This is a genomic window from Peribacillus sp. JNUCC 23, assembly GCF_053653995.1.
In genome coordinates, this window is sequence record NZ_CM132202.1 from 1,617,311 (window position 1) to 1,637,176 (window position 19,866).

Annotated in this window: 24 protein-coding genes; 20 read left to right on the forward strand and 4 right to left on the reverse strand. The window is 36.8% G+C overall.

Features of this window, described 5'->3' with window-relative positions:
• The first annotated feature begins 78 nt into the window (after positions 1-78).
• The 6 genes from JNUCC23_RS07700 to JNUCC23_RS07725 all read left to right on the forward strand — a co-directional run bounded on the left by JNUCC23_RS07700 (position 79) and on the right by JNUCC23_RS07725 (position 3,557).
• Complete coding sequence (locus JNUCC23_RS07700; protein ID WP_253722488.1) at positions 79-1,014, forward strand: CAP domain-containing protein; 936 nt, start codon at positions 79-81, stop codon at positions 1,012-1,014.
• A 238-nt stretch (positions 1,015-1,252) separates the two neighbouring features.
• The gene (ylbD, locus tag JNUCC23_RS07705) at positions 1,253-1,660 is read left to right on the forward strand and encodes a spore coat protein YlbD (RefSeq protein WP_403073151.1); all 408 of its coding nucleotides are present in this window, start codon (positions 1,253-1,255) and stop codon (positions 1,658-1,660) included.
• A 19-nt stretch (positions 1,661-1,679) separates the two neighbouring features.
• Positions 1,680-1,922: a YlbE-like family protein gene (locus JNUCC23_RS07710; RefSeq protein ID WP_403073153.1), complete on the forward strand. Its 243-nt coding sequence runs from the start codon at positions 1,680-1,682 to the stop codon at positions 1,920-1,922.
• Positions 1,923-1,990: 68 nt separating this feature from the next.
• Positions 1,991-2,374 carry a hypothetical protein gene (locus JNUCC23_RS07715; protein WP_062181498.1) on the forward strand — a complete coding sequence of 128 codons (384 nt, stop codon included), beginning with the start codon at positions 1,991-1,993 and terminating at the stop codon, positions 2,372-2,374.
• A 104-nt stretch (positions 2,375-2,478) separates the two neighbouring features.
• Complete coding sequence (locus JNUCC23_RS07720; protein WP_062181495.1) at positions 2,479-2,925, forward strand: YlbF family regulator; 447 nt, start codon at positions 2,479-2,481, stop codon at positions 2,923-2,925.
• A 356-nt stretch (positions 2,926-3,281) separates the two neighbouring features.
• Positions 3,282-3,557 carry a YlbG family protein gene (locus JNUCC23_RS07725; protein ID WP_062181492.1) on the forward strand — a complete coding sequence of 92 codons (276 nt, stop codon included), beginning with the start codon at positions 3,282-3,284 and terminating at the stop codon, positions 3,555-3,557.
• 109 nt (positions 3,558-3,666) lie between these two features.
• Here JNUCC23_RS07725 and JNUCC23_RS07730 read toward each other — a convergent pair whose 3' ends face one another.
• Positions 3,667-4,056 (reverse strand): DUF7147 family protein, encoded by a 390-nt coding sequence (locus tag JNUCC23_RS07730; protein ID WP_403073156.1) that lies wholly within the window; start codon positions 4,054-4,056, stop codon positions 3,667-3,669.
• An 809-nt stretch (positions 4,057-4,865) separates the two neighbouring features.
• On the opposite strand from JNUCC23_RS07730, the gene rsmD reads away from it, so the two are divergent.
• Together rsmD and coaD are read left to right on the forward strand one after the other, a co-directional pair.
• A complete protein-coding gene (rsmD, locus tag JNUCC23_RS07735; protein WP_454215109.1) occupies positions 4,866-5,444 on the forward strand; it encodes a 16S rRNA (guanine(966)-N(2))-methyltransferase RsmD in 579 nt (192 codons plus the stop codon).
• Positions 5,445-5,930, forward strand: a complete 486-nt coding sequence (gene coaD, locus JNUCC23_RS07740; protein ID WP_454215111.1) for a pantetheine-phosphate adenylyltransferase — start codon at positions 5,445-5,447, stop codon at positions 5,928-5,930.
• 130 nt (positions 5,931-6,060) lie between these two features.
• On the opposite strand, the gene ylbJ is transcribed toward coaD, so the two are convergent.
• A complete protein-coding gene (gene ylbJ, locus JNUCC23_RS07745; RefSeq protein ID WP_403073162.1) occupies positions 6,061-7,275 on the reverse strand; it encodes a sporulation integral membrane protein YlbJ in 1,215 nt (404 codons plus the stop codon).
• Between the two features lie 204 nt (positions 7,276-7,479).
• On the opposite strand from ylbJ, the gene JNUCC23_RS07750 reads away from it, so the two are divergent.
• Both JNUCC23_RS07750 and JNUCC23_RS07755 read left to right on the forward strand, forming a co-directional pair.
• Complete coding sequence (locus JNUCC23_RS07750; RefSeq protein WP_403073164.1) at positions 7,480-8,277, forward strand: patatin-like phospholipase family protein; 798 nt, start codon at positions 7,480-7,482, stop codon at positions 8,275-8,277.
• Positions 8,267-9,292, forward strand: coding sequence for a SepM family pheromone-processing serine protease (locus JNUCC23_RS07755; RefSeq protein ID WP_454215113.1), 1,026 nt, complete (start codon positions 8,267-8,269; stop codon positions 9,290-9,292). The genes JNUCC23_RS07750 and JNUCC23_RS07755 overlap by 11 nt, the downstream gene beginning before the upstream one ends.
• 119 nt (positions 9,293-9,411) lie before the next feature.
• On the opposite strand, the gene JNUCC23_RS07760 is transcribed toward JNUCC23_RS07755, so the two are convergent.
• A complete protein-coding gene (locus JNUCC23_RS07760) occupies positions 9,412-10,620 on the reverse strand; it encodes a nucleotidyltransferase (RefSeq protein ID WP_403073168.1) in 1,209 nt (402 codons plus the stop codon).
• A 391-nt stretch (positions 10,621-11,011) separates the two neighbouring features.
• Here JNUCC23_RS07760 and JNUCC23_RS07765 point away from each other — a divergent pair, with 391 nt between their 5' ends.
• From JNUCC23_RS07765 to JNUCC23_RS07780, 4 genes are all read left to right on the forward strand, one after another.
• Positions 11,012-11,533, forward strand: a complete 522-nt coding sequence (locus JNUCC23_RS07765; RefSeq protein WP_403073998.1) for a YceD family protein — start codon at positions 11,012-11,014, stop codon at positions 11,531-11,533.
• Positions 11,534-11,603: 70 nt separating this feature from the next.
• Entirely contained in the window at positions 11,604-11,777 is a 174-nt protein-coding gene (gene rpmF, locus JNUCC23_RS07770; protein ID WP_028392959.1) for a 50S ribosomal protein L32, read from the forward strand.
• Between the two features lie 126 nt (positions 11,778-11,903).
• Positions 11,904-12,107 carry a hypothetical protein gene (locus JNUCC23_RS07775; protein WP_454215116.1) on the forward strand — a complete coding sequence of 68 codons (204 nt, stop codon included), beginning with the start codon at positions 11,904-11,906 and terminating at the stop codon, positions 12,105-12,107.
• Positions 12,108-12,499: 392 nt separating this feature from the next.
• Positions 12,500-13,117: an RsfA family transcriptional regulator gene (locus JNUCC23_RS07780; protein ID WP_403073172.1), complete on the forward strand. Its 618-nt coding sequence runs from the start codon at positions 12,500-12,502 to the stop codon at positions 13,115-13,117.
• A gap of 146 nt (positions 13,118-13,263) precedes the next feature.
• Here JNUCC23_RS07780 and JNUCC23_RS07785 read toward each other — a convergent pair whose 3' ends face one another.
• Positions 13,264-13,731: an N-acetyltransferase gene (locus JNUCC23_RS07785; RefSeq protein WP_062181459.1), complete on the reverse strand. Its 468-nt coding sequence runs from the start codon at positions 13,729-13,731 to the stop codon at positions 13,264-13,266.
• Positions 13,732-14,283: 552 nt separating this feature from the next.
• On the opposite strand from JNUCC23_RS07785, the gene JNUCC23_RS07790 reads away from it, so the two are divergent.
• The 6 genes from JNUCC23_RS07790 to ftsL all read left to right on the forward strand — a co-directional run bounded on the left by JNUCC23_RS07790 (position 14,284) and on the right by ftsL (position 19,861).
• Positions 14,284-15,168, forward strand: coding sequence for a 2-dehydropantoate 2-reductase (locus JNUCC23_RS07790; RefSeq protein ID WP_403073175.1), 885 nt, complete (start codon positions 14,284-14,286; stop codon positions 15,166-15,168).
• Position 15,169: 1 nt separating this feature from the next.
• Positions 15,170-15,556 carry a DUF3397 domain-containing protein gene (locus tag JNUCC23_RS07795; RefSeq protein WP_454215118.1) on the forward strand — a complete coding sequence of 129 codons (387 nt, stop codon included), beginning with the start codon at positions 15,170-15,172 and terminating at the stop codon, positions 15,554-15,556.
• A 326-nt stretch (positions 15,557-15,882) separates the two neighbouring features.
• The gene (gene bshC / locus JNUCC23_RS07800) at positions 15,883-17,511 is read left to right on the forward strand and encodes a bacillithiol biosynthesis cysteine-adding enzyme BshC (RefSeq protein ID WP_454215120.1); all 1,629 of its coding nucleotides are present in this window, start codon (positions 15,883-15,885) and stop codon (positions 17,509-17,511) included.
• Positions 17,512-18,088: 577 nt separating this feature from the next.
• Positions 18,089-18,520, forward strand: coding sequence for a division/cell wall cluster transcriptional repressor MraZ (gene mraZ / locus JNUCC23_RS07805; RefSeq protein WP_062181444.1), 432 nt, complete (start codon positions 18,089-18,091; stop codon positions 18,518-18,520).
• 42 nt (positions 18,521-18,562) lie between these two features.
• Entirely contained in the window at positions 18,563-19,495 is a 933-nt protein-coding gene (rsmH, locus tag JNUCC23_RS07810; protein ID WP_062181441.1) for a 16S rRNA (cytosine(1402)-N(4))-methyltransferase RsmH, read from the forward strand.
• Between the two features lie 12 nt (positions 19,496-19,507).
• Positions 19,508-19,861, forward strand: a complete 354-nt coding sequence (gene ftsL / locus JNUCC23_RS07815; protein ID WP_062181437.1) for a cell division protein FtsL — start codon at positions 19,508-19,510, stop codon at positions 19,859-19,861.
• The last annotated feature ends 5 nt before the right edge of the window (positions 19,862-19,866 follow it).

Sequence of the window (19,866 nt, forward strand, 5' to 3'; positions counted from 1 at the left end):
GGAATTTATTTTAATTTTGATTGGAATGTCAAGCAGGATGCAGTTCTTGATGGATCAAAGGAGGCCAATTCAGGGGGGATGACGAATCTTGAGAGAAGTAAAGCCCCTACACTTGAAAATGGATTAATCAAGCCTAAAAGCGGATTGGCGTTGACAATAGGGAAGGGTCAAGATGAAGTCTTAAAGTCTTTTGGTGAACCAGATAGAGTAGATTTATCAGCATATGGGTATGACTGGTGGATTTATAATAAAAAGCAAGATACTTATTTTCAGCTGGCAATGGAGAAAGGGAAAGTAGTATCTGCCTATGGAATAGGTGATTCAACAGATGTTTCACCGTTTTCTATTGGACAACCGATCGACGAAATATATTCAAGTTTGTTTTTTGAGACATCTGTTGATATAGATACGGATTTAGGTTCCTATCGTTTTGAGTTATCAGAAGAAGATATGAATATAAGACCGTTAATTAAGATAGGTGATATTTACATCCAGCTCTATCTAGATAAATTTACAGGGACCGTGTCCAGTGTTCGATATTTAAATGCTGAAACATTGATTAAGCAAAGACCATATGAGGTAACATACAGTGGTGAATTAGTGGGCGAACCTGAATTTTCTGAGGAAGACTGGTTAAAGGTAGAGAATGGAAGTAAACAGCAAATATTCGATTTCACTAATATTATACGAGGTCGTTTTGATTTGGATCCGTTAAGCTGGGATGAACCTACTTCAGAGGTAGCTTTTCTTCATAGTTCTGATATGTATCATGCTGAGTATTTTTCGCATACGTCACCAACTGAAGGGGAGCTTGCAGAGCGATTGAAGACAGGTGAGGTCATGTATACAATCGCGGGTGAGAATATAGCAGCCAAATATGTAGATGCTATTGAAGCCATGGAAGGATGGTTGAATAGTAAAGGTCACCGAGATACCATGCTAAATAAAGAATTTACTCATTTAGGAGTCGGAGTTTATCAAAAGTATTACACGCAAAATTTTATCGGGAAATAACGGTTAGGCGAGAAATAAAGTTATTTGAATAACTTTATTTCTCGTTTTTTTTTTTGGATACTCTAAGATTTTATCTCGCATTAACGGGCAGTAAATCCCTCACTGATTGAAGTTTCACGTTATTGTATGGCGTTCTTCATATTATATGAACTCTAGATTGTTTTGTTTAAGTAGCACATATTTTTTCGTTCAGCATAATTTGAAAATAGGCTAATGCTTTATTGTGAGGTGAGGAAGAATGGTTAAGAGAAAACGCCCATCCGTTGATAAATTTAAGGAATTCGTACGAACACATCCTGGATTGACCGATCAAGTTAAGGCGGGAAAATATTCTTGGCAGCAGCTGTTTGAAGAGTGGTATTTATTAGGTGACTCTCATGAGAAATGGATCACATATATGGAAGAGAAAAAAGATCAACCAGTAGAGGAAACAAAAGAAACGGATACAGGGGATATAGTTAGTACACTTGTAAATACATTTAAAAACATGGATATTGCACAAGTTCAACAATATATTTCAAATGCCAACCAAGCTTTGGGAGCCATCCAAGGCATTCTCACTTCCTTTCAAGGAGATCAGTCTGTAAAAGTAGAGCCGAAAAAAATAGAAACACGCAAAAATCCATTTGAGTTTAAAAAAGACTGATAAAAAGGGGGAGATCTTGATGCGTCAAGACGTTTATGAGGTAATTAAAGAAAATGAAGATTTATTGAAATTGTTAAGGATGCAGCCACATTGGTATCGTAAATTAATGAGGAATCCCCAATTGCTTGAAAAATTAGATACAGATGCAGTTTTTTTCTTTAAGAAGTCGATTCCAGACCGAGTGTCGAAGTTTTCTGATGGAGTTCAATTTGCTTCGATGATGATGAATATGTTTCAAGCGATGAAAACACCTTCAACATAAGTTATATGTAGAAAAGGGGATAAATCTCTCTCCGTTGCAGAAGCTAAAAGCAAAGGGAGGGCTATTTCATGCGATATTTTGTAGTTATTTTACTCATTGGGAGTTTGTTGACTGCTTGTAGTAATAAGATTCCAGAGCCAGAAAATGTAGCAAAGGCTGCAACGAAGAACGAAATCAGCGATCCTTTCAATGTAAATTATTTCGTTAAGGGAAATTCGGTATTCGTGGAATGCTATATAAAGGATTATTCTTTTTCAAATCATAATCAAAAGCACCAGACGACTGTTTATGTTTATATGGACGACAAGAAAGTAAAAGCAGTAAATACAGCTGCCTTTATTATAAAAGATATACCAGTTGGACCTCATCAGATGAGGCTTGTCATTCATAATACCGGAAAGAAGGTTGATCTTATTAAACAATTTAAGGTACATATAAGTTCAACAATCTGAGTGAAATGAAATTGAACAATGGAATTATATTGAAAAAATTAAGAAAAGAAGGTCGCTTCTAGATCCTATACATGATAAAATAGTAGTGGAGGTGAGCGAATCTAATGCTTGCTACTATGGAAAGAGTCAGTATTTTACAAAAAGCAGAAGCCTTGGCTGAAATGGTTATTGAATCGAAAATTGGTCAAGAGTATTTTGAGCTTTTATATAATTTGCGCCATGATCAAGGGGCTCAAGATAAGATAAGGAAGTTTACATCTTTAAAAGACCTGTTTGAAGAAGTGCAACGCTTTGGAAAGTACCATCCTGACTATAAGCGTGTAAACTTAGAAATTCGTCAGGTCAAGCGGGAGATGGACATCCATCCTTCTATTGCTGCCTTCAAAAGAGCAGAAACAGAATTACAGGCTGTATTGGATGAAATCAGTCATAGGATAGGACATGCTGTGTCTCCTTTTATAAAAGTACCTGCAGGAAGCCCGTTTTTCGAATCAGGGTCAAGCTGCGGTGGCAGTTGTGGCACGGGTGGTAGCTGTGGATGCTCGGCATAAAGTGAAACTTCCATCAGTGGAGGTATTACAGCCTGTTAAACCGGGATAAAAGAAAAAGGTCTGGATGTCCAGACCTTTTTTATTAAATATAAAACTAAATGAAATTAGTTGTGGCAATCATATCGAATCGTACTTCGTCAAGCTCCAAGGCGTTATAGAAAGATAGTTGAAAAAAAAGGAACCGCTATGCTAAACTTAACTAAACTTATTTTGAATTTTTCGTAATTTAGAGAAACATATCGGGGATAAATGGTTGATTCGTTGTTAAAACATTAAATTAATCACATTATTCAATTATTCTTTAATAAAACTACTATTGATGGAATTCTGTCAATAAAAAAGGAGCAATTATAAAGATGTTTGGAACAAGACAAGCTCTTATTGTATATTTACATACATTGAAACAAGCTAAAATGCTTCGGAAGTTTGGCAATATTCACTTTGTCTCTAAAAAGATGAAATACGTGGTCATATACACCAATATGGACGAAATCGAGACATTGTCTCAAAAATTGAATAGTTATTCATTTGTGAAAAAAGTGGAAGTGTCCTATAAGCCGTTTTTGAAAATGGAATTTGAGAACTCTAGGCCTGACAAAGCGAAAGAATATGATTATAAAATGGGAATCTAAAAAAGAGCCAGCTCATAATAAAATGAGCAGCTTTTTTTTATTGAATGAAGTATTTGTTTTTCAAATAAGTTTGGTGCATTTGCTGTCCTTATTGAATAATCAGCCTTTATCATTGTAAAGCTGGTAAGTATCTGTTCATGCGAAGAATCCCGATAAGATGCTGATAGTATAGCCCGATTTCAGCGAATTGTTTGGAGTTTTTTACCTGTAATTCGATGATTGATTTATTTAATTCAGTAGCAAGATTAAAAAAAAGTTCGTATCGTTTATTCGCTTTATGATTTGGATTTGGAACGCCTTCCCTGCACACATATAATGGTTGGAAATCACCAGGTTGTGTAGGTTTTAAAACGATTACAAGGGAGGTGATGGGTGTATCATCCAATTCGGTATGTAGTGCAAGTAGATGGACAATTCTATGTTTGTTTGATCTTCCAATTTCTAGTAATTCATATAGATCTGAATAACCACTTCCAAGCTCGATAAATCGTTGTATCAATTCAATCGCTCCTTCGTCTTTTCATCATCTTTACTTTATCATTTTAAAAAGCGTATGTAAAAGTAACAAAAAACAATCGTGAGCAAAAGGGCGGGTGCGAGAACTAGGATGATTTCTTTCAATATAACTTCTAAGTACATATACTCTTTCTTGAAAACAGGCTTGAGGATTTTACTAAAATCACATTCCTTTTAAAATAGGAAGGGGTCATAATAGATCAGATGCAAAAAAATGACAAATATGAAATATATGTACTGCTTTTAGAACGTGATAGTTCTTTTGCTTTATCCCACTCTTAACGGGTAGTAAGATCTCCACTGATGGAAGTTTCACTTTATAAATCTGATGTTAGTCTTCGTTTGAATGAACAAAACCTAAAAAAAACCTGCAGAGTATGCTCTGCAGGGTCCTTCTATTTCCTTCATAAAAGGAAGAAGGCAAAGGGAGAGGAGAAACCGGAGGAAGGTCTTATGGGGAAATGTAAGACTTCTCCGCGGTTGGCAACAACACCTACGAAAGTGATGTTGTTACTCTTATTATCACCAAATATCTCTTTCTTATTCAAACGAATTAGAATTTTTTTCACCTAACTTGTTATATCGTTCTAACTGTTAATAATATGTATAGACAAAAGTATTACTTTATCTCGCAATAATGGGCAGTGAGGCCTCTAATTGATTGAATATTCACTTTATTTTGGTATATGAGCGAAATAGACTTGGAGCTCTTTATGTAAAGTGTTGGCTTACATTTTTGAATATGATAGGATAAATGAGAAATGAAATTAGTTGAAAAATGTGGTGGAAGATATGAGGGTTGTTTCTGGAACATGTAAGGGAAGACCGTTAAAAGCTGTATCAGGGACAGGGACGCGTCCCACAACAGATAAAGTAAAAGAATCTATTTTTAATATGATCGGACCGTATTTTGATGGCGGACAGGTACTTGATTTGTTTGCTGGAAGCGGTGGACTTGCGATTGAAGCGTTAAGTAGGGGTATGGATAAGGCCATTTTGGTAGATCGCGATTATCAAGCATTTCAAACAGTGAAAACAAACCTTGAAGCATGTGGATTTACAGATCGCTCAGAGGTATATAAAAATGATGCTGAGCGTGCCTTGAAGGCCATTATAAAACGTAGTCTATCCTTTTCGCTGATAGTGCTTGATCCTCCTTATAAGCAGCAAAAGTTAGTGAAATTGCTTGAAATGATTCATGATGCAAAGATTCTTGAAGAATCAGGTATTATTGTCTGTGAGCATGGCGATGATGTTGTGCTTCCTGAAAACGTGAATGATTTAGTTAAATGGAAACATGAAAACTACGGAATCATTTCTGTTTCAATATTTAGATGGAGAAATATCCGTGGTGAGCAGGAGGAATTGTAAATGGGGAAAATCTCTATTTGTCCAGGTAGCTTCGATCCAATTACACTAGGACATCTTGATATTATCCAAAGAGCTGCAAGAGTGTTTGAAGAGGTAAATGTAGTGGTTTTAAATAATAGCTCGAAAGCATCGCTGTTTACAGTCGATGAGCGTCTCGGATTAATTCGTGAAGTTACGAAGCATATTCCAAATGTTAAAGTTGATTACTTCCAGGGTTTAACAGTAGATTATGCCAAAAGCGTTCATGCAAGTGCAATTATTAGGGGGTTAAGAGCTGTATCTGATTTTGAATATGAAATGCAGATTACCTCCATGAACCGTGTCTTAGATGAGCAAATTGAAACTTTCTTCATTATGACGAATAATCAATATTCTTTTTTAAGTTCTAGTATTGTGAAAGAAGTGGCCAAATACGGTGGAGATATTGCAGAACTAGTCCCAGAAGTGGTTGCACAAGCACTGTGTGAAAAATTTGCTGATCAATAAAAGATTGGATGAACAAAAAGCGTCGAACCTCTTTGTGCAAGAGATAGAATGCTTTTGTTCATCTATTTTTTATCTGGGGAATTCCATAATATAGTTAGTTTTTTTAGGTATAAGATGACGCTGATCATATTCAATGTACAAAGTTTCTCTTAATTCCGATGATGAGATAGAGTGTCAAAAATGCAAGTGTAATTAAGGGACCATAATCCATCATTTTTTCATAAAAATGAATGCCAATACCATTGTCATTCATCATAAAAACGGGATTGGAGTTCGAAGGCTGTCCATTTAAGCCGATTTTTTCGTAGATGGGTTTCCAAAGAATAAAGGTAAAAGCAGCAGCCAAGAAGCCATGAACAATTCGAGCGAAGAAAAACGGTGAAAAACGAATGTCAGTGTCAGCTAGGATACTCGCTACTTGAGCTTGGATGCTAAACCCGCTAAAGCCAAGAATAAAACTCGTAATAATTGCCTTCTGCATGAGAGTTGCTTCTTCGACACCACTTGTCATTTGAGAACCAATGGTTATCTCGGAAAGACCAGAAATGAATGCCATACTCAATTCTTCTGGAAGATGAAGTGTATGTAATATGGCGATAACTCCTTGTGCAAAGAAGGTAGTAATATTCATGTGAAATAGTAATTTATTGATTACAGAGAATAAGATAATAAATCCACCAATCATTAATAAAGTGTGGATGGAAGAAAGCACTGCGTCGCCGAGTAATTTACCAAGTGGTCGTTTTTCGTTCATACGGGTCCGATGCATTTGCTGGAGTGCAGTCTTAATGGAAGATGTCTTTTTATGATAAGAGTTCGACTTCTCTTCATCTTTTCCGTAAAATCTCATCATAAGCCCAACGCAAATATTACCTAAATAATGAGAAATCGCGAGCATAATGCCAAGACTAGAATTATGAAAAAAACCGACTGATACGGCCCCAAACATAAACAACGGACTTGAATAATTAGTAAACGACACAAGCCGCTCCGCTTCAATTCTCGAGAGCTGCTTTTCTTGACGCATTCTTGCCGTATATTTGGCACCAGATGGAAATCCGGATGCCATACCCATTGCCAAAACGAATCCCCCAACCCCTGGAACTTTAAATAGAGGCCGCATTACTGGTTCGAGAATAACACCGATAAATTTAACCACCCCAAACCCAATTAGTAATTCCGAGATAATGAAAAATGGCAGCAAGGATGGAAAAACGATTTCCCACCACATATTCAATCCTCTAATAGACGCTTCAAAAGCATCTTCAGGAAAGGATATTAAACCTATAGCCATAGTAATTGCTGAGGCAGCTAATACGATTGTTTTGATTTTTGTTTTAAACAAAATCCAAGCCTCCTTAAAAGGGAATGTGCTATGCACTTATTTAGAGAAATGATAAAATAGGTATAATATGTAAATTTGTTCATTGCGATAGAGTAATCTTGTCCACCTAGATACACAATATGCACATAAGCCCGCAATTAAGACCATAACTTTGATAAGAAGTCTGAAATAACTAGATTGTTCAAAGAAAGGGGGAAGTTAACTTTGAGAGAACCGAAAATCGGGCTGGCCCTTGGTTCAGGTGGGGCCCGAGGATTTGCTCATTTGGGAGTTATAAAGGTTTTAAAAGAGGCGGGCATTTCGATTGATATGATTGCAGGCAGCAGTATGGGGGCGTTAGTTGGATCTTTTTACGCGGCAGGATCGGATGTAGAACGGTTATATCGGTTATCTAAAGCGTTCAAAAGAAAGTATTATTTGGATTTTACCGTTCCTAAAATGGGGTTTGTCGCGGGGAAGAAGGTGAAAGAGCTCATTCGAGTATTTACATATAACAAAAGGATTGAGGAATTGGATATTCCGCTTGCTATTGTTGCCACTGATATCAAAAAGGGAGAAAAGGTTGTTTTTCAAAGTGGCCCTATAGCAGATGCTGTTAGAGCCAGTATTTCTATTCCAGGAATCTTTGTCCCTGAAAAAATTGGTGATCGGTTATTAGTAGATGGCGGTGTCATTGATCGAGTGCCGGTATCGGTCGTAAGAAGCATGGGGGCAGATCTTGTGATTGCTGTTGATGTTTCAAATGTGAAAAAGGAAATAGAGATTACCTCCATTTATGATGTGATTATGCAAAGTCTCGATATTTTACAAATGGAGCTAACTGAAAGTAGAAAACTTTCATCTGATGTGATGATCCGGCCACATGTGGAAAATTATAATTCAAAATCTTTTACAAATATAAACGAAATAATTACTATTGGAGAAGAAGAAGCTAGATTAAATATCGATAAAATTAAACAATGTATTCATACTTGGAAGGAGTCCCACAATAATGAGTCGTAAAATTTATATACGCTCTTTCCTTATAGCGTTAGTCCTGATTGTCGGTTCAACCTTTTATTATTTGCCTTACTATGTAACAAAACCGGGCATGGCGCAGGAACTTGAACCGATTGTTACTGTAGAGGGTGGAGATAAGGCTGAAGGTAGCTTTATGCTAACTACAATAAGAATGGGAAAAGCAAATATATACTCTTATGCTATCGCGAAGTTCAGTGATTATCAGGAGTTATTTGCTGAAAAGGACATTCGTATAGAGAATGAAAGCGATGAAGAATATAACCTAAGGCAGCTGCATATGATGGACGGATCAAAGAATCATGCGATTCAAGTTGCATATAAAAAAGCAGGAAAATCGATAACTTTTGATTATCATGGGGTTTATGTGCTAGGTGTAATGGAAGGGATGCCTGCTGCAGAAGCATTAAATCCTGGTGATCAGATTATTAAAGTAGATCACTTGAAGTTCCGATCTTCCCAGGAGTTTATTGAATACGTTGCTGAAAAAAAAGAAGGCGACGAGGTTGAGATTGTTTATATTCGCAATAATAAAGAGCAAACGGCTAAGATGAGGCTGAAGGCATTTAAGGAACAACCGGAAAAAATCGGAATCGGGATTTCGCTTGAAGATGATAAGAGTCCCGTCACAAATCCAGCTATTAAAATTGATAGTGAGCAAATAGGTGGACCTTCCGCAGGACTGATGTTTTCACTTGAAATTTATAATCAGCTGACAAAAGGTGACCTTACAAAAGGGTACCGAATTGCAGGAACTGGTACAATGTCTGAAGATGGAACAGTGGGTCCAATTGGCGGGATTCAGCAAAAGATTGTAGCTGCAGATAAAAGTGGAGCGGAGATTTTCTTTGCACCAAACGAACGAGGCAGTCAAAATTCGAATTACGGTGAAGCCTTAGTAGCTGCAAAGGATATTAAAACAAAGATGAAGATTGTACCTGTAGATACATTTGATGATGCGCGAACTTATTTAGAAAACCTACCTTATAAAAACAAATGATGACTCATTGGGCTGCCTCTTTCAGAAATGAATGTGGGGAAGACCAATAGCCATCTTTTTTTAGTCTATGCTAATGGGTGTGTGATCCTGTAATTTCATACGATATATGAGTAAGTCTATTAACTGATAATAACAGGTGATTCATATTCACGCTTCATTAATAAGTGTTGGTAAGGTTGGCTTAGGCCAAGAGCGTATACCTGAGAAGCACGTATATCAAGTTGGATGGATGGATCATTAAATGCGGACAGCTTGGATATAAGCGGAATGGGAAGATTTTTCTTGATTTCACGTAAATATTCCCGTCCGTTTGCATTCATCCCGAGTAACCTTAAATAGGATGGTGCTTTTTGGAATGCTTGCATATCATCTTTTTTCGTTCTGGTTAATAGGTGAACACACATTCTTTGAATCCTTGTCCATGTATAGCGTTTTGTTTTTAGTAGCGTCATAAATTCATGAAAGGATGAAGCAAGTGCTGCCATTTCCTTCATTCTAAACTCGATTCCTTCTTCAATTTCATAGATATCGGCAAGTTCTGCCACTGATGCTGAAAGAATTTGATATTTTAGCAATGGCCAGAATTTTTCCCAATCGTGAAAAGAATGGTAGACTGTTAAATATTGCTGTAATACCTCTTTTGTCGATTTAGGTACGTATGTAATGATGTCCTTCAAGTTTGTTTTATCGGCTATCGCTTTACGTATACTTGTTGCACTAGCAATTGGGCTTTTAGAAAGCTCAGTTTCATGATAGCCCGCTGCAATTCGGTGAATGGTCAATGGTTTGATTTTAAATTGTTTTGACAAGGCTGCTTTAACGTATTCTAGACCGAGAATATTATTGGGCTGTGTTAAATCGAGTACTTCTTCATGTCCTACTAGCTCATTAAACGCTAACGATGCTGCCTTAGGATAACTGCATCCGGCCTTTAGGTGGTGACGAACCTTTTCATCAAAATCATCTTTATTTTCCATTAAAAATTGATAGGTAAGCATAAAAGGTTCTAGACGACCATCTTCACTCCCAAAACAAAATGCATCACAATCAAGTGCTTCAAGAATACTAATAGCACCTTCGGCAAAAATTCCCGCCTGCTGTGTAGCAAAAGGATAAGGCAATTCAAAAACAAGATCTACTCCTCCGGCAAGAGCCATTTTTGCACGGGCCCATTTATTCACTAAGGCAGGTTCACCGCGTTGGAGGAATGGACCGCTCATGATAGCGATGGTTACGTCGGCATTTGCCGCTTGTTTGCTCTCGAGTGCATGATATACGTGTCCATTATGAAATGGATTATATTCAACTACGATACCTACTGCTTTCACTTAACTACCTCCTTAAAAATAGCGTATATAGTTCTACACTTACTTTATCATGAAAATGTAAGGGCTCCAAATCACGAAAAATCACAGTTTAGCAAAGTAATGTTTGCATTGCTGTGAAAAATGGATATTATAGTAGGAGTGAGATTCGCGAAACCTGTGAAAACTAGAATGATGAGCGAAGTTTAATACATTTGGTTGCTTAGCTGTAGACGCCATCGTATCGAGTCGCTAGCTGAATAATCTGTTGGGGAGAAACCCACCGTGCAGCTTGCTCGTCTTATGCTTATCGCCGATAAACGTGCGCCTTCCGCTTTTCTGGGTGTAAAGAAAAAATATTGACAAACGGTAGATAGACAGCTATAATTACCTTTGTTGCCTTGAGGTGATTGATTTGAAATGGACGATTGGCCAACTTCAAAAATTTCGGGATAAAGAATTACGGATAGATGAATTTGTGGATATTTCCGATATTAAGGAAAGAGATTCACAAATTCGCGATGTATCGCCAATAAAGGTAACTGGAAGAGTTGATATTCACTCATCAGACATTACCTTTCATCTGCATTTATCTGGAACATTAATTCTTCCTTGTTCTCGAACACTGGTAGATGTGAAATATCCGATTGATATTGATACAACAGAAACCTTTATACTTAAAGCGGAACTTGCTGAATATGCAATGGATGAAGCGACTGCTGTTATTGGTGATGTTGTGGATCTTATACCAGTAATTAAAGAAAATTTATTGCTTGAAATTCCGATGCAGGTTTTTTGTGAGGATGTCAATGTTGAAGGCGCTGCTCCTCAATCTGGGGAAAACTGGTCTGTTTTGAATGAGGAAGAACAGAAGCAGAAAGTAGACCCTAGATTAGCAAAGCTTGCAAACTATTTTGACAACAATAAAGAATCGTAATGGGGAAACGAGAAGAATGGAATCATTCATTCTTCATTGCTTCTTGACTTTTTATAAGGAGGTGGGAATAATGGCTGTACCTGCTAGAAGAACGTCTAAAACTGTAAAAAGAAAACGTCGTACACACTTCAAATTAGTAGTACCTGGTATGACAGAATGCCCAAGCTGCGGTGAAATGAAACTTTCACACCGTATCTGTAAAGAATGTGGAACTTACAACGGAAAAGAAGTTGTAAGCAAATAATTTCTTAAAATAAAAAAGCACAAAGATTATTATAATCTTTGTGCTTTTTTTATTTTAATGAAAGCAGTTTGAACCGTTTAACTATTCACAAGAATGAGGAACAAAGGTTATTACAAGCAGGAATTGATGACCATCATAAAGAATACTATCTTATTCAATGAAAGTGAGATTTGTGTACATGAAAACTGTGTTTTATTGGAAGTGTACAATGAACTTGGGTTTTTAAAGCTTATCATTAACCAACCTAAAAACAGAAATGCTATTAACTATGAAGTTATGGATAAAGTGAAACTTCAATCACCAGCTACCTTCGATACTTCTAAGCCTTGAGGTGGGGTCTTACTGCCCGTTCATGCGGGGTAAATTAGATGATGTCCTAATAAACTGCTTAAAAGAATGATTCTGTGGAATTGTATGCCAAACATTAGAAGACAACAGAACATCATAGAGCAGTAGCAAAATTTATAGAAAAATCAGGTATGATATTTTTTCCCTTCTTCTATCTTATCTAGCAAGTGCATATGAATGTAGTACAGTGAGGTTGACTTGTAACCAATAGGGGTAGACCCCTTGCGAGTCGCACCCCATCATCTTTGAGTAAAGAATTTGTACAGAAATAAGCCAAGTGCAAACTGGTCTTTTAAGAAACAGACTTCTTACCCAAAAAGTATGAGAGTACACAGTTATGCATAGAGGATAAAAAATAAGTTGGGGGGATTTCAATGTCAATAGCAAGGCAGGATGCATGGACTCAAGATGAAGATGTTCTACTGGCTGAGGTGGTTTTACGTCACATTCGCGAAGGAAGTACCCAGCTCAATTCCTTTGAAGAGGTGGGAAAGAATTTATCACGAACTGCTGCTGCTTGCGGTTTTCGCTGGAACTCACATGTAAGAAAACAGTATAAATCCGGTATTGAACTGGCAAAAATTCAAAGAAAAGAAAACAAAAAGCTTCCGTTAATAGAAAAAGAAGAAGTTGTCTCTACTATGACAGAAACCTCTGTTGACATTCCACAATTACAACTAACTAACTCAACAATTACTATGCAAGATGTTGTCCAGTATCTTACGCGTGTAGCGGAACAAACGTTAAATGATAGCCGTGACAGACAATTGATTACACAAGAGTATGATAAACTTCTGCGAGAAAACGAGAAATTGAAACATGATAACAAAAAGCTGTTTGAAAAACTGAGCTCAGTTGAAGATGACTATAATGCGTTGCTTCAGATTATGGAACGAGCAAGAAAATTAATTGTGTTAGAAGAAGATAAAAAAGAAAAAAAGGTGAAATTCCAAATGGATAAGAACGGAAACTTAGAAAGGGTAGAAAAGTAGCTGAAGGAAAGAGGGAACGTTTACTCTTTAGGAGAAAACTTTTGTGAAGATTGACTCTATATTAAAATCGTTGGAGAAATTTAATTCTTACCATAATAAATAGCACAAGCGGTACTAGATACCTGTTTGTGCTATTTATTATGTTTTTATTGGATTATAGTAGTTTCAGGTGTCCATAATAATGGATTTTCCCCCAAATCTCGATCCATGTCATATGAAACTGAATGAAAGTCCATTTTATCCCAGAATTTCTCTGATTTAACCCTAGGATTTGTTTTAATCGGTTTTCCGAAGCTTTTCGCGAATTCAACGAGTGACGATCCGTAATGTTTTTGTCTATAATACGGCAATACTTCAAGCTTCCATAATTCTAAAAAATCTTGTTTCGGTTCGAAATATTGATCGAATTTTGCTTTTCTTTCGTAAAGGCTCATCCTAGCAACAAGCTTGTCACCAAAGTAGATTCCGTAAAAAGGAGACTCACTATCGTTTTCGATAATATTTGTTTCTAAGTCATCCATCATCGATAGCTCTTGAATGCCATACTCTTTGAATTTTTTAAATTCTTCCAGCGTTTTATAATTTACCAATAATCGTTCCACTTTATAGTCCATAAAAAGCTCCCCTTTTTTATCGCAGTTTGTGTGAGTATTAGGAATCTGTTAATAGCAAGTTTAGCCGGGCTATCAATAGAATTCTGAAAAAGAAACCGTTTTACACGTATTATATAATATTTAGTGAAACAATTCCCTAGAAAGATACCTAATTAACATAATATAAAAAATAATTGGAATTATGTACATTTTTTAGGTGTGAGAAGGAGATCGCGATAGATAGTCGTATAATAAGTAAAAAATTGACCGTTACATCATCTTCGAAAATAGTTTCTAGATAAAGAAGATTTCATTCCAAGTGGTGGTTAAGTTTGGTAACATAAATGAATAATGACATAATCGCGTGTTAAAACGCAGTGAACTAGTGTGAAGGAAGACGATTTGTTAAAAATAGGGAAAATCAACCTTGAAAAAGTTGGTGTGGCGGAGCGTAGCAGCAAATTAGACTTTTTATACAAAATCTAGTTTACTTTTCAATTTAAGCGGTAATGCTGTTTAAATTAATGATGCACTGCCCTATTTCCCATCATAAAAAATGGAAGGTAGGGAGTTATGAACATAGGGATAATCGGCGGCGGATCAATCGGCCTACTTTTTGCTGCTTATTTAAGTGATACATATGAGACTACATTATATACAAGAACGAAAGAACAGGCTGATGAACTTATGGAGCTAGGGGTAACGCTTAAAAGAGATGGGTTCACTATGATTAATAGGGTAAAGGCGGTACCAATTTCCATGGGCATTACTGATCATAACTTATTGTTCATAGCTGTTAAACAATATCATTTTGAAGATGTTTTCCCCATTATTCAGGACATGGTAATTCCGCTTGTTTTTTTACAAAATGGATACTCACATATAAAAATGATGAAAGAGGCAGCTTCAAAAGAAATTTATGTCGGGGTAGTGGAACATGGGGCACTAAAGCAAGGCAGTACAACGGTTGAACACACTGGAATAGGGGTGACCCGAATTGCAGTCTATTCGGGTCATCTGGATAACTTTCCATTGATTCACGGAAATGCAGGAACGTTTCCTTTTATAGCTGAAAAAGATTATCAAGAAATGCTCCAAAAAAAATTATTAGTAAATGCAATGATTAATCCTTTGACTGCCATATTAAAGGTTGAAAATGGTAAATTGATTGATAATCCCTATTTATATGCCTTGTTTAAAAAGTATTTTGAAGAGCTCTCGAATATATTTGAACTTGAAAATAGTGAACATGTTTTATGCCATATTGAACAAGTTTGTCTGGCAACTTCGAAAAATCGTTCTTCCATGTTAAAAGATATCGAATCAGGAAGGAGAACGGAAATTGACGCCATTACAGGTCAAATAATGGAGACGGCAATAGAGAGGGAGAAACCGTATGAAATGACCGCATTTATATATTCCTTAGTTAAAGGGATGGAAAGTAGGGAGAGTGAGTAACATGATATCAATTTTCTCAAGTGTAGCGGCGACTTTCATAACAATGCCTATCCTTGCGTATATCATTTTTTTCATTGCTATGAAGCAAGTAACCGGAAATCATCGGCGGTCTGTTCATGTCGCAATGGATATCAGCACCCTCTTGTTTATGTTTTCTGTGCACTATCTCATAGTGGCTATCTGGGATCGCCACATTATTTGGATTCTACTCTTGGCGATGATTGCAATTGCATGCATGGTAGTAGTTGTTCACTATCGGGTAAAGGGTGAAATCATATTTCAAAAAGTATTAAGAGGTTTTTGGAGGCTTAATTTTGCTTTTTTCTTTTGTGTTTATTTTGTCTTGTTACTTTATGGAATAACAACTAGAGTTCTGTTAACCTTTTAAATGACAATATAAAGGAGCGCTAAAGTTTTTATAGTGCGTGTTCAAAAAGGAGGATAAAGTGAAACTTCAATCAGTGGGGGGACTGCCCGTTAATGCGGGATAAAAAGAACCGAGAAGTTCGAGGAGCGCATCTCGAGAGGGTCGGAACGTATGAGGTAATACGTGAGGACCGGAGAGGCCGAGCTTTGATGCAATTCTTTTTTACCGGACTTTTTGAACATCCTCTTATAAGTAGACTAGAGGTCGTGGGCAACTTTTTTTGTATTCTGTAGATGTGATGATATACTCAATTTAGAATTGTAGAAGCAGAGAAAGGGAGTACATAAATGGAGTTGAAAGATCTCGCTTTACCATCACTAAATGCATTTGCTTCAGACTATCTTACTGATCAATTAGAAGTAGATGATTTTTTTCATTACAGTTTATCTGATAATGAGAAGTATCATAAACGATATCAAGAAGTGATGTCACGAAATTTCTTTCGTGACGAATTGGCTGATTCTATAGAGAAATATATGGCACAGTATTCTTTGTCGATTCCCGTTAAAGAAAATATAGAGGCATTCCGAAAAGAAGATTCTGTCGTAGTTATTGGAGGACAGCAGGCAGGTCTGCTGTCAGGCCCCCTTTATACGATACATAAAGTGATTTCCATTATTAAATTAGCGGAAGAACAAGAAAAGGCGTTGGGTAAAAAGGTGATTCCGGTTTTTTGGATTGCTGGTGAGGATCATGATTTAGCCGAAGTGAATCATGTTTATACGTTGAAGAATGGAATTCAGGAGAAAAACACGTACCCATTCTATCATCCTTTTAAATCGATGATTTCGGATCTTGAACTGAACACAGAAACAGCGCAAGCTTGGGTAAGTGAAATTTTCGAAACATATGGGGAAACAGACTTCACCAATAAATTACTAGCTGATACAAATGAAGTCATTAAGCGTTCTACTACCTTTGTTGATTTTTTTGCCTGTTTAATTGATAACTGGTTTCATGACTTTGGTCTTTTGATGATAGATGCTGCTGACCCTGGATTAAGAAAATTGGAATCAGAGTTTTTTGCAATGTTCATTGATAAAGCGGAAGAAATTACTAAGGCTGTACACGCGCAGCAGTCTTTTATGCAGCAAAAAGGATATAAGCGGATGATTGACATTCAAGAAAAAGCGGCTAACTTGTTTTACTATGATTCGAAGAAAAAGGATCGGATGTTACTAGAAGTGGTGAATGGTGTTTTTTCTGGAAAAAATAAGGAAGTATTATTTACTCAGCAAGAGCTTCGTGAATGTTCTAGAGTAACACCTGAACGATTAAGTAATAATGTAGTAACGCGGCCAATTATGCAAGAAATGCTATTTCCCGTGCTTGCATTTATATCTGGGCCTGGGGAAATTGCCTATTGGGCAGAATTGAAGCAAGCTTTTGAACTATTCTCTATGAAAATGCCCCCAATTATTCCGAGGCTAAATATAACGATAATCGAGCGAGGGATTGCCACAGATCTCAAAGAGGTAGGGATGAGTCTTGAAACTGTGCTAACAACTGGGACTAAATCAGCACAGAGCGAATTCCTTAATACTGTCAAGGATCATTCAATCGAGGTATTATTCCATGAAATGAAAGCGAAGCTAAGTGAGAATCATGAATTGTTTACTGAAAGAGCTATAAGCCTTGATAAAGGGTTAGACCCATTGTTACAGAAAAACCGGAGATTTATCGAGAAACAGCTTGATTTTATTTATGGGAAAATGAATGAAAGTTCACGTAAGAAGCATGAAGTGGTCTTGAATAAATATCAGCGGATTGAACATTCGTTATTTCCACTCGATGCTCCTCAGGAAAGATTGTGGAATATTTTCTATTATTTAAATAAATATGGTACAGATTTTATAAACGAACTGGTTCAGCAGCCATATACATTTAACAACAAGCATAAAGTTATTTATCTATAAGAGGTTGTTCAATAGTCCGGAAAAAATGATAGTCGAATTTTATTATTTCTAGTGCAACTAAAGGACCGCACGTATTAACTGTACATACTTTTAAGACGAAAGGGATTATCATTCCTCGAGTTTGCCGGATTTTTTGAACATCCTCTTTAACGAATCATGATAAGAAGACAGGCGATTTTTTTGGCGCCCGTCTTCTATTTTTTTTGCTTGAAGGACATGGGGCGGGGCTTCACGACTTAATAATATAGCCAACCTGCTTAACAGATATACGTACATTATTAAGAAAGTATTTCAAATCCGACTCCGCACCGCCACCATTGTGATTAGGTGAATGTAGTGTGCTATAGGATGGATCCTTCGTGGTAAATGGTGATGTTATACGCCATATTCGTTTTGTTAGGATTATCGTCAAGTTAGTCAGATCATTTGAAGGGAAAATACGCTGTAAAGAAAATTCACTATATAAAAAAACTGGATATTTAAGGAGGGATAACTTACTAAGTACAGAATTTATATAATAAGTGGTGAAAAGTGGAGGAATGTGGTACATTGTTAAAAGAAAGTGGGGGTAGTGGGCATGTTCATGGGGGAATATCATCATAGCATTGATCCAAAAGGGCGTATTATCATTCCGTCTAAGTTCAGAGAACATCTCGGGGAATCATTTGTTTTGACTCGCGGTCTTGATCAATGCTTGTTTGGCTACCCGATGGATGAATGGCGTCAATTGGAGGATAAGCTGAAGGGCCTGCCATTGACAAAGAAAGATGCCCGGGCTTTTACTCGATTCTTCTTTTCTGGTGCGACTGAATGTGAACTGGATAAACAAGGAAGAATTAATATTCCCACACCACTTACTTCATATGGAAAATTAGAAAAAGAATGTGTTATTCTCGGAGTTTCCAATCGAATTGAGATTTGGAGCAAGACCATTTGGGAAAACTATTTTTCAACATCAGAAGATTCTTTCGCTGAAATAGCCGAGAATATGATAGGCTTCGATATTTAAACGAAGAATCTACATCACTAATCGATTGGAAGGATGTATTACATGTTTCAACACACTACCGTACTACTCAAAGAGACTGTGGATGGATTACAGATTAAGCCAGATGGCATATATGTCGATTGTACACTTGGAGGAGCAGGCCATAGCGCCTATTTAGCATCTCAGCTTTCGGATAAAGGCAAACTCTACGCTTTTGACCAAGATGAAACAGCCATCAAGAATGCTCATGAAAAATTGAAAGAATATGGCGATAGAGTGATATTAATTCAAAATAATTTCAAACATATTGCAGAAGAACTTTTACTAAGAGATGTTCATGAAGTGGACGGAATTTTATATGATTTGGGTGTTTCATCTCCGCAACTTGATACCCCTGAACGTGGATTTAGCTACCACCATGATGCACCACTAGATATGAGAATGGATCAAAGTGCAAGATTATCCGCTTATGATGTAGTAAATACTTGGACATTCCAGGAGTTAACGAAAATTTTCTTTCGATATGGTGAAGAGAAGTTCTCCAAGCAAATTGCTCGGAAAATAGAGGCAGCTCGTGAAATTAAGCCGATTGAAACCACCGGTGAGCTTGTTGAATTAATTAAAGAAGGAATACCAGCTCCTGCAAGACGTAAAGGCGGTCATCCGGCCAAACGTGTATTCCAGGCGATACGAATTGCTGTAAATGATGAGCTGGGTGTTTTCGAAGACTCTCTTGAACAAGCGATAGCATTACTTAAGCCAGAAGGTAGAATTTCTGTGATTACATTTCATTCATTAGAGGACCGTATTTGTAAATCTGTTTTTAAACAGAACAGTGATTTACCGGAAATGCCGCACGGTCTACCTGTCATTCCTGAAGAATTTCAACCCATTCTAAAATTAATCACAAGAAAACCTATTCTACCATCGCAAGAAGAATTGGAAGAAAATAATCGCTCACGTTCAGCCAAGCTGAGGATCGCTGAAAAAAGATAAGGGGGAATCAAAATGAGCTCGGTTGCGAAAAAAATTCAAGAACAACAGATTCAAGAGCAACAAAGATCTGTACAAACCGTCATTGTCCGTAAAATGAAAATTTCCTTTGGTGAAATGATATTAATCTGTGCTCTTGCTCTTGCCATTGCTTTTCTAGGGACCAAAGTTATTTCCAATCAGGCAGCGATTTATAAAACGAATAAATCAATTCAAATGACAAATCATTCTATTGATGAGCAGACTCGGTTGAATGTAGATTTAAAAGAACAAGTCAGTGAATTAAGCACATATGAAAGGATTTGGAAAAAAGCAGCCGACCTTGGTTTAAAGCTTAATGAAAATAATGTAAAGGTTGTGCAGGAATAATGCAA

Excerpts from the sequence above, each read along its gene's own strand:
- rsmH (WP_062181441.1), top strand. The coding sequence starts at position 18,563 with ATGTTTCAACACACTACCGTACTACTCAAAGAGACTGTGGATGGATTA.
- JNUCC23_RS07795 (WP_454215118.1), top strand. The coding sequence starts at position 15,170 with ATGATATCAATTTTCTCAAGTGTAGCGGCGACTTTCATAACAATGCCT.
- JNUCC23_RS07725 (WP_062181492.1), top strand. The coding sequence starts at position 3,282 with ATGTTTGGAACAAGACAAGCTCTTATTGTATATTTACATACATTGAAA.
- JNUCC23_RS07785 (WP_062181459.1), bottom strand. The coding sequence starts at position 13,731 with ATGGACTATAAAGTGGAACGATTATTGGTAAATTATAAAACGCTGGAA.
- bshC (WP_454215120.1), top strand. The coding sequence starts at position 15,883 with ATGGAGTTGAAAGATCTCGCTTTACCATCACTAAATGCATTTGCTTCA.
- ftsL (WP_062181437.1), top strand. The coding sequence starts at position 19,508 with ATGAGCTCGGTTGCGAAAAAAATTCAAGAACAACAGATTCAAGAGCAA.
- rpmF (WP_028392959.1), top strand. The coding sequence starts at position 11,604 with ATGGCTGTACCTGCTAGAAGAACGTCTAAAACTGTAAAAAGAAAACGT.
- ylbD (WP_403073151.1), top strand. The coding sequence starts at position 1,253 with ATGGTTAAGAGAAAACGCCCATCCGTTGATAAATTTAAGGAATTCGTA.
- JNUCC23_RS07790 (WP_403073175.1), top strand. The coding sequence starts at position 14,284 with ATGAACATAGGGATAATCGGCGGCGGATCAATCGGCCTACTTTTTGCT.
- coaD (WP_454215111.1), top strand. The coding sequence starts at position 5,445 with ATGGGGAAAATCTCTATTTGTCCAGGTAGCTTCGATCCAATTACACTA.
- JNUCC23_RS07710 (WP_403073153.1), top strand. The coding sequence starts at position 1,680 with ATGCGTCAAGACGTTTATGAGGTAATTAAAGAAAATGAAGATTTATTG.
- JNUCC23_RS07715 (WP_062181498.1), top strand. The coding sequence starts at position 1,991 with ATGCGATATTTTGTAGTTATTTTACTCATTGGGAGTTTGTTGACTGCT.
- JNUCC23_RS07780 (WP_403073172.1), top strand. The coding sequence starts at position 12,500 with ATGTCAATAGCAAGGCAGGATGCATGGACTCAAGATGAAGATGTTCTA.
- JNUCC23_RS07700 (WP_253722488.1), top strand. The coding sequence starts at position 79 with ATGACGAATCTTGAGAGAAGTAAAGCCCCTACACTTGAAAATGGATTA.
- JNUCC23_RS07720 (WP_062181495.1), top strand. The coding sequence starts at position 2,479 with ATGCTTGCTACTATGGAAAGAGTCAGTATTTTACAAAAAGCAGAAGCC.
- JNUCC23_RS07775 (WP_454215116.1), top strand. The coding sequence starts at position 11,904 with ATGACCATCATAAAGAATACTATCTTATTCAATGAAAGTGAGATTTGT.
- mraZ (WP_062181444.1), top strand. The coding sequence starts at position 18,089 with ATGTTCATGGGGGAATATCATCATAGCATTGATCCAAAAGGGCGTATT.
- JNUCC23_RS07755 (WP_454215113.1), top strand. The coding sequence starts at position 8,267 with ATGAGTCGTAAAATTTATATACGCTCTTTCCTTATAGCGTTAGTCCTG.
- rsmD (WP_454215109.1), top strand. The coding sequence starts at position 4,866 with ATGAGGGTTGTTTCTGGAACATGTAAGGGAAGACCGTTAAAAGCTGTA.